The 12,975-nt window shown below is 71.7% G+C and carries 10 protein-coding genes; 4 read left to right on the top strand and 6 right to left on the bottom strand.

Going from position 1 to position 12,975, the window contains the following annotated elements; genetic code table 11:
* The first annotated feature begins 2 nt into the window (after positions 1-2).
* The gene (locus V7E45_RS05495) at positions 3-482 is read left to right on the top strand and encodes a transglycosylase SLT domain-containing protein (protein ID WP_333772931.1); all 480 of its coding nucleotides are present in this window, start codon (positions 3-5) and stop codon (positions 480-482) included.
* 35 nt (positions 483-517) lie between these two features.
* Here the strand turns inward: V7E45_RS05495 and V7E45_RS05490 are convergent, their stop codons facing one another.
* The 3 genes from V7E45_RS05490 to V7E45_RS05480 form a co-directional block, all read right to left on the bottom strand.
* Positions 518-1,330 carry an HAD family hydrolase gene (locus V7E45_RS05490; protein ID WP_333772930.1) on the bottom strand — a complete coding sequence of 271 codons (813 nt, stop codon included), beginning with the start codon at positions 1,328-1,330 and terminating at the stop codon, positions 518-520.
* Between the two features lie 195 nt (positions 1,331-1,525).
* Positions 1,526-2,728, bottom strand: a complete 1,203-nt coding sequence (locus V7E45_RS05485) for an FAD-dependent oxidoreductase (RefSeq protein ID WP_333772929.1) — start codon at positions 2,726-2,728, stop codon at positions 1,526-1,528.
* Positions 2,729-2,773: 45 nt separating this feature from the next.
* Positions 2,774-4,024 carry a carboxylate--amine ligase gene (locus tag V7E45_RS05480; protein WP_333772958.1) on the bottom strand — a complete coding sequence of 417 codons (1,251 nt, stop codon included), beginning with the start codon at positions 4,022-4,024 and terminating at the stop codon, positions 2,774-2,776.
* A 280-nt stretch (positions 4,025-4,304) separates the two neighbouring features.
* Here V7E45_RS05480 and fahA point away from each other — a divergent pair, with 280 nt between their 5' ends.
* Both fahA and V7E45_RS05470 read left to right on the top strand, forming a co-directional pair.
* Positions 4,305-5,522 carry a fumarylacetoacetase gene (fahA, locus tag V7E45_RS05475; RefSeq protein WP_333772928.1) on the top strand — a complete coding sequence of 406 codons (1,218 nt, stop codon included), beginning with the start codon at positions 4,305-4,307 and terminating at the stop codon, positions 5,520-5,522.
* A gap of 171 nt (positions 5,523-5,693) precedes the next feature.
* Entirely contained in the window at positions 5,694-6,632 is a 939-nt protein-coding gene (locus V7E45_RS05470; protein WP_333772927.1) for a M56 family metallopeptidase, read from the top strand.
* 104 nt (positions 6,633-6,736) lie between these two features.
* Here V7E45_RS05470 and recQ read toward each other — a convergent pair whose 3' ends face one another.
* Complete coding sequence (recQ, locus tag V7E45_RS05465; RefSeq protein WP_333772926.1) at positions 6,737-8,743, bottom strand: DNA helicase RecQ; 2,007 nt, start codon at positions 8,741-8,743, stop codon at positions 6,737-6,739.
* A gap of 348 nt (positions 8,744-9,091) precedes the next feature.
* Here recQ and V7E45_RS05460 point away from each other — a divergent pair, with 348 nt between their 5' ends.
* On the top strand, positions 9,092-9,691 hold the full coding sequence (locus V7E45_RS05460) for a hypothetical protein (protein WP_333772925.1): 600 nt from the start codon (positions 9,092-9,094) through the stop codon (positions 9,689-9,691).
* Positions 9,692-9,752: 61 nt separating this feature from the next.
* Here the strand turns inward: V7E45_RS05460 and nuoN are convergent, their stop codons facing one another.
* Together nuoN and V7E45_RS05450 are read right to left on the bottom strand one after the other, a co-directional pair.
* Complete coding sequence (gene nuoN / locus V7E45_RS05455; RefSeq protein ID WP_333772924.1) at positions 9,753-11,402, bottom strand: NADH-quinone oxidoreductase subunit NuoN; 1,650 nt, start codon at positions 11,400-11,402, stop codon at positions 9,753-9,755.
* A complete protein-coding gene (locus V7E45_RS05450) occupies positions 11,399-12,970 on the bottom strand; it encodes an NADH-quinone oxidoreductase subunit M (RefSeq protein WP_333772923.1) in 1,572 nt (523 codons plus the stop codon). Before V7E45_RS05450 ends, nuoN begins: the two co-directional genes overlap by 4 nt.
* Between the last annotated feature and the right edge of the window lie 5 nt (positions 12,971-12,975).

Below are 12,975 nucleotides of genomic sequence, written 5' to 3'. Positions count from 1 at the left end.
CCATGCCTGCTGCCGCCCAGCGCCGCACCAACCGTCTCTTCCGCACGCTCGCCGTCGCCGGTACCGGTGCCGCCGTCCTCGCGCTCCCCCTCATCGGCGCGACGGCCGCCTCCGCCGCCACCCCCGCCGCCACGACCGTCTCCACCACCCCGGCCGGGTACCCCAACAACCTCGACGGCTGGATCCGCGAGTCCCTCGCGATCATGAAGGAGAAGGCCATACCGGGCACCTACAACGGCATCTACCGCAACGTGATCCGTGAGTCGTCCGGCAACCCGAACGCCATCAACCTGTGGGACTCCAACGCCGCCGCGGGCATCCCGTCCAAGGGCCTGCTCCAGGTCATCGACCCGACGTTCACCGCGTACCACGTGGCCGGAACGTCCTTCAACATCTACGACCCGGTCGCCAACATCACCGCCGCCTGCAACTACGCGGCCAAGCGGTACGGGTCGATCGACAACGTCTTCGGCGCCTACTGACCGGCACCGGTGACTGATCACCACTGAGGTCCCGGTCAGTCGGTCGGGAACAGTCTTTCGAGGACGACGGCGATGCCGTCGTCCTCGTTCGACGTGGTGAGCTCGTCGGCCACCGCCTTCAGCTCGGGATGGGCGTTGGCCATGGCCACACCGTGTCCGGCCCAGTCGAACATCGGAATGTCGTTGGGCATGTCGCCGAAGGCGAGGGCCCGGCCGGCGGCGATCCCCAGGTGGTCCGCGGCCAGTGCCAGCCCCGTCGCCTTGGTCACACCGCACGGCTGGAGTTCCACGGTCCCCGGACCCGACATCGTGACGGTCGCGAGCGAGCCCACCGCCGACCGCGCGATCGACGCCAACTCGTCGTCCGACAGCGCCTGGTGGCGCAGCAGCACCTTGCTGATGGGCTCGCTCCACAGGTCGTCGCGCCGGTCCACCCGCACCGCGGGCAGGGTCGGGTGCGGCATCAGGTACCCCGGTTCGATCAGGGTGAGCCCGTCCACGCCGTCCTGGTCGACGGCCGCGTAGACCTGGCCCACCTCGGCCTCGATCTTGCCGAGCGCGGTCTCGGCCAGTTCCCGGTCCAGCCGGACCGACCACAGCATGCGGTCCGTCCCGGCGTCGTACACCTGCGCGCCCTGCCCGCACACCGCGAGCCCCGTGCAGCCGAGCGCGTCCAGCAGGGGCCGTACCCGGGGGGCCGGCCGGCCGGTCACCACCAGGTGCCGGGCGCCGGCCCGCGCCGCCCGTTCGAGCGCGGCCAGCGACCGGTCGGAGACGGTGTCGTCAGCACGCAGCAGCGTCCCGTCCAGGTCGGTGGCGATCAGTGCGTATGCGGGGGGTACGGCCATGATCAGAGAATACGGACCTCGCGCCCCGCCGACTCACCACGCTGCGGCCGGACTTGTGTACTGCCCGGCCCCAAGTGGTGCCCGCCACCTGCTCGATGGCCATGCCGCCCCTGGCCCCGTGGTGGCTCGGCCGCCCACCGCTCCGTGGCGGCGGGCGGCGGACGGCAGGGTGGACCGCGAAGGGCCCCCGGGGTCTCAGCCGTGGGCGGCCGCCAGATGCCCGGCCAGCCGGGGCGAGGCGAACTCGGTGCCGCACACGAAGCGCATCACCGGGCCGTACGAGGAGGCCGCCGGGAGGCCGGTGAAGTACAGGCCGGGTACGGAGGAGACGTATCCGGCGCCCAGCCTGGGCGTGCCACGGCTCACGGCGAGCCGGGTGCGCAGTCCGTGGCCGAGGAAGTCCATCGCCGCGATGTCCACGCGGTAGCCGGTGGCCGCGATGACGTGGTCGGCGCAGAGCCGCTCGGTGCCGCCCGCGTGGGTGCGGACGGTGAGGACGGGGCTGCCGTCCTGCGCCTCGGCGGCCAGCACCCGGTCCACTTCCTGGACCTGCACCTTGCCCTCGAAGCGGTCGCGCAGCCACCAGGCGCCGAGCGGGCCGAGGACCCGGCGGACCAGGTAGTGGCGGGTGCGGTCGGGCAGGAAGCGGTACGGGTGGGGGTAGTAGCTGAGCGCCCACAGGGACCAGGCCCGGCCGAACGGGGACTCCGGGCGCAGCCCCGGCTGCCGCCAGGGCGGTGCGCCGAAGGCCACCCGGCCGCGGCCGCGCGAGACCACGCGCACCTGGGCGCCCGCCTCGGCCGCGAGGACCGCCGTCTCCAGGGCGGACTGGCCGGCGCCGACGACGATCAGCTCCTTGCCGGCGAAGCGGGTGAGGTCGTGGTGCTGGGAGCTGTGGGAGACCGGGGCCGTGGGCGCCGGTCCGTCGGCCGCCGCTGCCGCCAGCTCGGCCGGGAGGTGGTCGAGGCCGGACAGGCCGGTGGCCACGACGACCGCGCGCGCGGTGAACGTCTCCCCCGAGTCCAGTTTGAGTTCGAACCCGCCGCTCCGGTCACGGTCGACGGAGACGACCCGGACCCGTTCCAGGCCGGGCAGCAGCTTCTGCTGGAACCACTCCCCGTAGGCGATGAAGGTCTCCACGGGGATGACGTCCTCGTCGGTCACCAGCCGGCGGACGCCCGCCGCGTCGCAGTAGTCGGCGAGGGTGTGGCCCGGCTGCGGGCAGTCGAAGCTGGAGGCGGCGGGCGTCGACTTCAGGAGCATGCCCTCGGGCATGTGGTCGCGCCAGCTGACCATGGGGTCGCCGAAGACGCGGACGGGAATACCTCGGGCCCGCAGATGGGCGGCGGTGGACAGGCCGAACGGCCCGGCCCCGATGACTGCAACCGGTCGAATCACGAAGTCCCTCCCCAGAGACACGGTGCGCCACCTTCGTGGCCTTGCCTACTTCGTGGCGGTGATGGTGCTGCCGCCGCGGCGGTTGGTCCGCCACAGCTGATAGAGGTGCTTCGCGCCCGGGCGCGCGAAGCGGGCGAGCATCGTGAGGAACGGCAGCGGGTCGTCACCCGCGAACCAGGCCAGCTCCGTGCCGCTCGCCCGCGCCGGTGCGTGCGGCGTCGTGTAGCCGCTGCGGCGGTAGGCGAGCAGGGCGGGCAGGTCGATGTTCTCCACGACGTAGCGGTGGCCGGCCCGCTGTTCCCCCTCCGGGACGGGGCGGCCGGTGAGGTGCAGGTGCATCGCGCGTACGACGTCCACGCCCGACTCGTTCTCGAAGAGCCGGAACTGGGCGCCCATGCGCGGGTTGAAGTCGAGGAGTTTGTATTGTCCGTCGCGCCGGTCGAAGCGCAGGTCCAGGTCGATGATCCCGCTGAAGCCGATCTGTTTGATGAAACGGGCGGCGAGGTCGGCGAGTTCCGGGTTGTCGACGACGTACGCGTTCGCCGTCATGCCCGCGTGCGGGGGCCAGGAGCGCACCTTGACGCCGGTGAAGAGGGCGAGCGGGGCGGAGTCGGCGTCGAAGCAGGCGTGCACGATCCAGTCCTCGGCCTCCTCCCTCGGCAGGTACTCCTGGAGGATCACGCCCGGGCGCTCGCCCCAGTCGCGGGCCAGGGTGAGCAGTCCCTCTCGGGTGGCGATCCGCGTCGTGCCGTTGACGGCGGGCCGGCTGCGCCGCACGAACGCCTCGCGGTTCTTGGCCACCACCGGGAAGCGGGCCTCGGCGGCGAAGGCGGCGATCTCCTCGTAGGAGTCGGGGAACGCGGCCGCCGGGCTCGCGACGTCGTGTTCCACGCACAGTTCGTGCAGACCCTGCTTGCTGGCCAGCCGGCGCGGCAGCGCGGGGTCGACGCGCGGGAAGAGGAAGGGGCCGCCCAGGTCGTCCTGGTGTTCGGCGATCAGGACGGCGGCCTCCTCGTCCGTCGGGATCAGGACGGCCGGGCGGCCGATCCGGCGGCCGATGCGCAGCAGGCCCTCGACCAGGTGCCCCGGTTCCTCGGCCCCGGTCGTGGGCCAGACGAACGCGCGGGTCAGGTAACGGGAGGACGCCGCCGGCGTGTACGGGTCCTCGGTGACGGCGTACATGGGCACACCCAGCCGGCCCAGACTGCGGATCGCGCCGACACCGCCGTGGTGCAGCGGATAGTCACCGAATTTGACGATCAGTCCTGGTACGTCACGGTCGGCGTCGCACGGCATGCCGACGGCGTTTCTGGCCACGGGTCCCCCCACGTGTCCCCCTTACGGAACGGACCCACCCCGTCCGTGTCCCCCAAAGGACGCTAAGCCGGAATTGCCTACTCCGACAAGACCTATCCGGACATTGCGAACTCTTTAGACATCAATCGAGCAACCATTCGAGGTCGGCGCCACGAGGGGGGAGGCACTGCCCAAGACCCGTGCCTCGGCCGTAACGTGTGCCGCGACCATATGGAACGCATCGCCATGCATGGCGCGGATGAGAGTGAGGCAGTACCCCATGCCCCCCTTCGACGTCCCCGAGGGCGACCCCTTCGGTCCGCACAACCTTCCCTATGGCGTGTTCTCGCCCTCCGGCAGCACGGAACGGAGGGTCGGCGTCCGGCTCGGTGAGCACGTCCTCGACGCGGGCGCCGCGGCCGCAGCCCTCGGCTCGCCGTACGTCTCCCTGCTCGCGCAGCCCACCCTCACCCCCCTCCTGGCCGCCGGGCGCACCGCCTGGTCGGACGTGCGGCGGGCGCTGACGGCGTGGGTCACGGTGCCCTCGCACCGGACGACGATCGAACCGCTGTTCCACCACCTGTCGGCGGTGACCCTGCATCTGCCCTTCGAGGTCGCCGACTACGTCGACTTCTACGCCTCCGAGAACCACGCCCGGAACGTCGGCCAGATCTTCCGGCCCGACGCCGAGGACTCGCTGACGCCCAACTGGAAGCACCTGCCGATCGGTTACCACGGCCGCGCCGGCACCGTGGTCGTCTCGGGCACCGACGTCGTACGGCCCTCCGGCCAGCGCAAGGGCCCCGGCGACCCGGCGCCCGTCTTCGGCCCGTCGATCCGGCTGGACATCGAGGCCGAGGTCGGCTTCGTGGTGGGCGTGCCCTCACGGCTGGGCGGACCGGTGGCGCTCGGCGACTTCCGGGAGCACGTCTTCGGGCTGTGCCTGCTCAACGACTGGTCGGCGCGGGACATCCAGGCATGGGAGTACGTCCCCCTCGGTCCGTTCCTCGGCAAGTCCTTCGCGACCTCGGTGTCGGCGTGGATCACCCCGCTGGAGGCCCTGGACCACGCGCGCGTGACGCCCCCGGAGCGCACCCACCCGCTGCTGCCCTACCTGGACGACTCGGCCCCCGGGATCGAGCCCGGCGGCTACGACCTGCGGATCTCCGTCGCGATCAACGGCCAGGTGGTGTCCGAGCCGCCGTTCTCCACCATGTACTGGACGGCCGCCCAGCAGCTCGCCCACATGACGGTGAACGGGGCCTCGCTGCGCACCGGCGACCTGTACGGCTCGGGCACGGTGAGCGGCCCACTGGAGAACCAGCGCGGCTCTCTCCTCGAGCTGACCTGGAACGGCCGTGACCCGCTCGAACTCCCCGACGGCAAGCGGGCGTTCCTGGAGGACGGGGACGTCGTGACGATGTCGGCGTGGGCGCCGGGCGCGGACGGGACCCGGGTCGGCCTGGGCGAGGTCGGCGGGCGGGTCGTGTCGGGCTGAGCCCGGCCCGTGGCGGGCGCCGGTGCGGGTGATTCGGCGCCGGACACCTGACTCGTGGCCCCTGTCCCCGTCATACTGGCGGGGACACGCACCACTTGACGCGCCGGCTGGTGTGTCGGCACCGCACCACCCGCCCCGCACGCCTCTCCGACCAGGAACCGGAGCCCCGGCATGACCGTCTGCCTGCTCCTGCTGAGCGTCGTCGCCCTGACGGCCGCCGTGCCGGCACCACGTGCGCTGACCCGGGCGGCCTGGACCGAGCGGGAACCCGTGGTCGCGCTGTGGGTGTGGCAGTGCCTGGTCGCCACGGTCCTGCTGTGCTGTCTCACCGCGCTGGTGCTGGGCGCGGCGGCCGTCTTCCACACCGTCCGCGACCGGGTGTTCGCCCCCGCGCCGCCCGCGGTGACCGCCGCGTACGACCTCTCCGCCGCCCCGGTCTGGGCCGTCGCCCTCACCGTGCTGCTGGCCTGCGGGGCCGCCTGGACGACGGCGATGCTGACCCGGGAGCTCGCCGAGGTCCACCGGCGCCGTGGCCGGACGCGCGCGCACCTGCGCGAGCGGGCACCCGACCTGCCCGGGGGGCTGCCCGCGGCCCGTGGCCCGATGCTGGTGCTGGAGGACGAGTACCCGGACGCCTGGTGGATGCCCGGACACCCTCCGCAGCTCGTGGTGACCACCGGGGCACTGCACCGCCTCACCGACCACCAGCTGGACGCCGTCCTCACCCATGAGCGCGGCCACGCCCGCGCCCACCACGACTGGCTGCTCCACCTGTCCACCGCGCTCGCCACCGGCTTTCCGCGCGTCCCGCTCTTCGCCCACTTCTGCGACCAGACGCACCGGCTGGTCGAACTGGCCGCCGACGACACGGCCTCCCGCCGCTGCGGGCACCTCACCACCGCGCTGGCCCTGATCGAGCTGAACCAGCACCGCGGCGTGCTGTCCTGCGCCTCCAGCCGGCGCCTCCTCGGCGAGCGGGTGGACCGCCTGCTGGAGCCGCCGCCCCGGCTGCTGCGCCGCCACCGGGCGCTGACGACGACGGTGGCGGCCCTGGTGCCGCTGCTGCCGCTCCTGATCACCTTCGCCCCGGGACTGACGGCACTGACGTAAGCCCCTTCCCGGCCGTGCCGGCCAGGTCGATCGGCCGCGTCGCTCGGCGGCGTCGACCGGGTCGGAAGGGCCGGGCCCGTCGGCCGCCCCGGTGGGTACGGGGGCTACATCCAGTCGTCCGGCTCCGGCTCGTCCTCCGGCTCGGGCCACTCGTCCACCGGGTGCTCCACGCCGGCGGACGACGGCGCGGCGGCGACCGGTGCCGGACCGTCCAGGGAGTTCAGCACCTCCAGCACGCCTTCGCCGTACGTCGCCAGCTTCTTCTCGCCGACGCCGTTCACCGTGCCCAGGTCACGCACCGAGCCGGGTCTGCGGGCGACGATCTCCCGCAGGGTGGCGTCGTGGAAGATGACGTACGCCGGGACGCCCTGTTCGCGGGCCTGTTCGGCGCGCCAGGCGCGCAGCGCCTCGAAGGCGGGGAGCAGCTCGGCGGGCAGTTCGGCCGCGGCGGCCTTGGCCTTGCGGTCGCCCCGGCCCGAGGAGGCGCCCGCGCCCGACCGGGAGGCGGTCGGCCGCTTCGGCTCCTTGCGCAGCGGTACCTCCCGCTCCCGGCGCAGCACCGCACCGCTCGCCTCGGTGAGGGCCAGCGTGCCGTACTCCCCCTCGACCGCGAGGAGCCCCTGCGCCAGCAGCTGCCGGATCACGCCCCGCCACTCGCCGTCGGTGAGGTCCTGGCCGATGCCGAAGACGGACAGCTGGTCGTGGTCGAACTGGATCACCTTGCCGGTGCGCTTGCCGAGCAGGATGTCGACGATCTGCACGGCGCCGAACTTCTGCCCGCGCTCCCGCTGCAGCCGTACCACCGTCGACAGCGCCTTCTGCGCGGCGACGGTGCCGTCCCAGGTCTCCGGCGGGGTCAGGCAGGTGTCGCAGTTGCCGCATCCGCCGGTGACGGCGTCCTGACCGAAGTAGGCCAGCAGCTGGCCGCGCCGGCACTGGACGGTCTCGCACAGGGCGAGCATGGCGTCGAGGTGGGAGGCGGCCCGGCGGCGGAACGCCTCGTCGCCCTCGCCGGACTGGATCAGCTTGCGCTGCTGGATGACGTCGTTGAGGCCGTAGGCCATCCAGGCCGTGGACGGCAGGCCGTCGCGGCCCGCGCGGCCCGTCTCCTGGTAGTAGCCCTCGATCGACTTGGGCAGGTCCAGGTGGGCGACGAACCGCACGTCCGGCTTGTCGATGCCCATGCCGAAGGCGATGGTCGCGACCACGACCAGACCCTCCTCGCGCAGGAACCGCGACTGGTGGGTCGCGCGCGTGCCGGCGTCCAGGCCGGCGTGGTAGGGCACCGCCTCGATGCCGTTGGCGCTCAGGAACTCGGCGGTCCGCTCCACGGAATTGCGGGAGAGGCAGTAGACGATCCCGGCGTCGCCCGCGTGCTCCTCCTTGAGGAAGGCGAGGAGCTGCTTCCTGGGGTCGGCCTTGGGCACGATCCGGTACTGGATGTTGGGCCGGTCGAAGCTGGCGACGAAGTGGCGGGCGGCCGGCAGGTTCAGCCGCTGGGTGATCTCCTGATGGGTGGCGTCCGTGGCGGTGGCCGTGAGGGCGACCCGCGGGACGTCCGGCCAGCGCTCGCCGAGCAGGGAGAGGGTGAGGTAGTCGGGGCGGAAGTCGTGGCCCCACTGGGAGACACAGTGCGCCTCGTCGATCGCGAACAGGGAGATCCTGCCGCGCGAGAGCAGGCCGAGCGTGCTCTCCACCCGCAGCCGCTCCGGGGCCAGGTAGAGCAGGTCCAGCTCACCCGCGAGGAACTCGGCCTCGACCATGCGCCGCTCGTCGAAGTCCTGCGTGGAGTTGATGAAGCCGGCTCGCACGCCGAGGGCGCGCAGGGCGTCCACCTGGTCCTGCATCAGCGCGATCAGCGGGGAGACCACCACGCCCGTACCAGGTCTGACCAGGGCGGGGATCTGGTAGCACAGCGACTTGCCGCCACCGGTCGGCATGAGGACGACGGCGTCGCCGCCCGCCACCACGTGCTCGATGACCGCCTGCTGTTCGCCTCGGAAGGCCTCGTACCCGAAGACCCGGTGCAGCGTGGCCAGCGCCTCGCTCGCGGCCGCGTCCGGCCCTTCGGTCACCGTTGGCATCTCGCTGATCCCGCCCGTCGTGCTCATCGTCCGGTCCCCCGTGTCCTGTCCGTCTCGTCCCCCGTGCGTCGTCGTCCCTCGACCACTGCCTCCACGATAGGGGCCCGCGCCGACAGTGCCGGAAGTTGTCCACAGATGCGCATGGTTTGTCGTATCAGCCCATCGGACGCTGCCCGGCGGTCGCCGCTCAACCGATCGAGTGCTTATCGGCAGCCGCCCATCGACCCATCGGGTGCTTCCGGAGGACCGCCCGCCCGCGCGCGGGAAAGGCTGCTGGAGCGGGTCGGGATGAGGCCCGCCCGCCGACGGATCACGTCGCGCGCTCCTCCAGGGGTGCGCGATCCCACCCGCGCCTGCCCCTAGGAGCCCCACCTCATGATCGCTCGTCTCGCAGGAGCCGCCCTCACCCTCGTCGCGGCCCTCGCCGTGCCCGCGTCCGCGCCCGCCCACGCCACCGGTCTCGACCCCGCCGTCGAACAGCAGCTGGGGGAGGCGTACGCGGCCACGGCGCAGTACGGCTACACGCCGTTCGCCACCGCGGACGGCTACCGGGCCCGCGTGTGCCTGGCCCGCGCCCAGGGCGGCATGGGCTTCCACTACTTCAACGAGTCCCGCTTCGGCTCCCTGGACCCGAAGCGGCCCGCCGCGCTGCTCTACGAGGACGCCGGGCACGGCGAGCGCCGGCTCATCGGCGTGGAGTGGGTCGTCCCGGTCACCGGCAAGAACATGAAGCGGCCCCGTCTGTTCGGGCAGGACTTCCAGGGCCCGATGCCCGGCCACTACCCGGGCATGCCCACCCACTACGACCTGCACGTGTGGCTGTACAAGAAGAACCCGAGCGGCCTCTTCGCACAGTGGAACCCGCGGGTGACGTGCCCCGCGTCGTCCACCCAGAACACGCAGAACACGAACAACATGAGCAACATGAGCAACATGAAGGGCATGAACGACATGAAGGGCATGTCGGGTCGCTGACGTGCGTCGGCCCCGGTTCCCCACCAGGAGGAACCGGGGCCGCGCTCAGCGCCTCAGCGCCTCAGCGCACGAAGACTCCCGCCTGGCTCGCCAGGTTCAGGAAGTACTGCGGTGCGACACCGAGCACCACCGTCACCGCCACGCCCACGCCGATCGCCGCCATGGTGAACGGCGACGGCACGGCGACCGTCGGCCCCTCGGGCCGCGGCTCGCTGAAGAACATCAGCACGATCACCCGGATGTAGAAGAACGCGGCGATCGCCGAGGAGATCACACCGATCACGACCAGCGGGGCCGCGCCGCCGTCCGCCGCCGCCTTGAACACGGCGAACTTACCGGCGAAGCCGGAGGTCAGCGGGATACCGGCGAAGGCCAGCAGGAACACCGCGAAGACCGCCGCCACCAGCGGCGAGCGGCGGCCGAGCCCGGCCCACTTGGACAGGTGGGTCGCCTCGCCGCCCGCGTCGCGCACCAGCGTGACCACCGCGAAGGCGCCGATCGTCACGAACGAGTACCCGGCCAGGTAGAAGAGGACGGACGACACGCCGTCCTTCGACGTCGCGATGACACCCGCGAGGATGAAGCCGGCGTGCGCGATGGACGAGTAGGCCAGCAGCCGCTTGATGTCGGTCTGCGTGATCGCGACGATCGCGCCGCCCAGCATGGTGACGACCGCCACCCCCCACATGACCGGCCGCCAGTCCCAGCGCATGCCGGGCAGGACGACGTACAGCAGGCGGAGCAGCGCGCCGAACGCCGCCACCTTCGTCGCCGCCGCCATGAAACCGGTCACCGGGGTCGGCGCGCCCTGGTAGACGTCGGGCGTCCACATGTGGAACGGCACCGCGCCCACCTTGAACAGCAGGCCCATGACGACCAGCGCGGTGCCGATCAGCAGCAGCGCGTCGTTGCCCATGGTGTTCGCCAGCGCCGGATCGACGTTGGCGACCGTGCCGTCGACGACCTGCGCGATGCGCGCGTACGACACCGAGCCCGCGTAGCCGTACAGCAGGGCGATGCCGAACAGTGTGAACGCGGAGGCGAACGCGCCGAGCAGGAAGTACTTGACCGCGGCCTCCTGCGACATGAGCCGCTTGCGGCGGGCCAGCGCGCACAGCAGGTACAGCGGCAGGGAGAAGACCTCCAGGGCCACGAACAGCGTCAGCAGGTCGTTGGCCGAGGGGAACACCAGCATGCCGCCGATCGCGAAGAGCAGCAGCGGGAAGACCTCGGTGGTGGTGAACCCGGCCTTGACGGCGGCCTTCTCGCTGTCGCTGCCCGGTACGGACGCGGCCTGCGCGGCGAAGGAGTCGACCCGGTTGCCGTGCGCCTCCGGGTCGAGGCGCCGCTCGGCGAAGGTGAACAGGGCGACCAGACCGGCCAGCAGGATCGTGCCCTGGAGGAACAGGGACGGCCCGTCGACGGCGATCGCGCCCATGGCCGCGATGTGCGCCTTGGTGGTGCCGTACCCGTCGGCCGCCAGCGCGACGACCGCGGCGAACGCGGCGCAGAGCGCCACGAGGGACACGAACACCTGGGCGTAGTAGCGGGACCTGCGCGGGACGAACGCCTCGACGAGGACCCCGACCAGCGCCGCGCCGATGACGATCAGGGTCGGTGACAGCTGTCCGTACTCGATCTTCGGCGCCGGGATCTTCGAGATCGGGTCGGCCGCGGTTGTCCACAGGCTGTGGACGGCTGTTGCGCTCACTTGGCCGCCTCCACCGAGGGCTTGGGGTCGGTCTTGTGTACATCGGACATGGTCTGCTTGACCGCCGGGTTGACGATGTCCGTGACGGGCTTCGGGTAGACGCCCAGGAAGATCAGCAGCACGATCAGCGGGGCGACGACCACCAGCTCGCGCGCCCGGAGGTCGGGCATCGCCGAGACCTCGGGCTTCACCGGGCCCGTCATCGTCCGCTGGTACAGCACGAGGGTGTACAGCGCGGCGAGGACGATGCCGAAGGTGGCGATGATGCCGATGGCCGGGTAGCGCGTGAACGTGCCGACCAGGACCAGGAACTCACTGACGAACGGGGCGAGTCCGGGCAGGGAGAGGGTGGCGAGGCCGCCGATCAGGAAGGTGCCGGCGAGCACCGGGGCGACCTTCTGGACACCGCCGTAGTCGGCGATGAGCCGCGAACCGCGCCGGGAGATCAGGAAGCCGGCGACCAGCATCAGGGCGGCCGTGGAGATGCCGTGGTTGACCATGTAGAGCGTGGCGCCGGACTGGCCCTGGGTGGTCATCGCGAAGATGCCCAGGATGATGAACCCGAAGTGCGAGATCGACGCGTACGCCACCAGCCGCTTGATGTCCCGCTGGCCGACCGCGAGCAGCGCCCCGTAGATGATGCTGATGAGCGCCAGTACGAGGATGACCGGCGTCGCCCACCGGCTGGCGTCCGGGAACAGCTGGAGGCAGTAGCGGAGCATCGCGAAGGTGCCCACCTTGTCGACGACCGCCGTGATGAGCACGGCGACCGGGGCGGTGGACTCCTGCATCGCGTTGGGCAGCCAGGTGTGCAGCGGCCACAGCGGCGCCTTCACCGCGAAGGCGAAGAAGAAGCCGAGGAACAGCCAGCGTTCGGTGCTCGACGCCATGTGCAGCGAGCCGTTGGCGCGGGCCTGGACGATCTCCGTGAGCGAGAAGTTCCCCGCCACCACGTAGAGGCCGATCACCGCCGCCAGCATGATCAGTCCGCCGACGAGGTTGTAGAGCAGGAACTTCACCGCCGCGTACGACCGCTGCGTCGACGCCGCCTCCTCGCCGTGCTCGTGGGCACGGTCGCCGAAGCCGCCGATCAGGAAGTACATCGGGATGAGCATGGCTTCGAAGAAGATGTAGAAGAGGAAGACGTCGGTGGCCTCGAAGGAGATGATCACCATCGCCTCGACGGCCAGGATCAGCGCGAAGAAGCCCTGGGTGGGCCGCCACCGCCGGCTGCCGGTCTCCAGCGGGTCGGCGTCGTGCCAGCCGGCGAGGATCACGAAGGGGATCAGCAGCGCGGTCAGGGCGATCAGGGCCACGGCGATGCCGTCGACGCCCAGTTCGTATCTGACCCCGAAGTCCGCGATCCACGCGTGGGACTCGGTGAGCTGGTAGCGGGCTCCGCCCGGTTCGAAGCGGACCAGGACGGTGATCGCCAGCGCGAGGGTGGCGAGCGAGACCACCAGCGCCAGCCACTTGGCGGCGGTGCGGCTCTTGGCCGGCACGGCGGCCGTGGCGACCGCCCCGAGGGCCGGGAGTGCCGCCGCCGCTGTCAGCAGGGGAAAGGACATCGGTA

The organism is Streptomyces sp. IBSBF 3136 (assembly GCF_036815105.1).
Classification (GTDB): domain Bacteria; phylum Actinomycetota; class Actinomycetes; order Streptomycetales; family Streptomycetaceae; genus Streptomyces.
This window is presented reverse-complemented; position numbering and strand designations above follow the sequence as displayed.

Excerpts from the sequence above, each read along its gene's own strand:
- recQ (WP_333772926.1), bottom strand. The coding sequence starts at position 8,743 with ATGAGCACGACGGGCGGGATCAGCGAGATGCCAACGGTGACCGAAGGG.
- V7E45_RS05495 (WP_333772931.1), top strand. The coding sequence starts at position 3 with ATGCCTGCTGCCGCCCAGCGCCGCACCAACCGTCTCTTCCGCACGCTC.
- V7E45_RS05460 (WP_333772925.1), top strand. The coding sequence starts at position 9,092 with ATGATCGCTCGTCTCGCAGGAGCCGCCCTCACCCTCGTCGCGGCCCTC.
- fahA (WP_333772928.1), top strand. The coding sequence starts at position 4,305 with ATGCCCCCCTTCGACGTCCCCGAGGGCGACCCCTTCGGTCCGCACAAC.
- V7E45_RS05450 (WP_333772923.1), bottom strand. The coding sequence starts at position 12,970 with ATGTCCTTTCCCCTGCTGACAGCGGCGGCGGCACTCCCGGCCCTCGGG.
- V7E45_RS05470 (WP_333772927.1), top strand. The coding sequence starts at position 5,694 with ATGACCGTCTGCCTGCTCCTGCTGAGCGTCGTCGCCCTGACGGCCGCC.
- V7E45_RS05480 (WP_333772958.1), bottom strand. The coding sequence starts at position 4,024 with ATGCCGTGCGACGCCGACCGTGACGTACCAGGACTGATCGTCAAATTC.
- V7E45_RS05490 (WP_333772930.1), bottom strand. The coding sequence starts at position 1,330 with ATGGCCGTACCCCCCGCATACGCACTGATCGCCACCGACCTGGACGGG.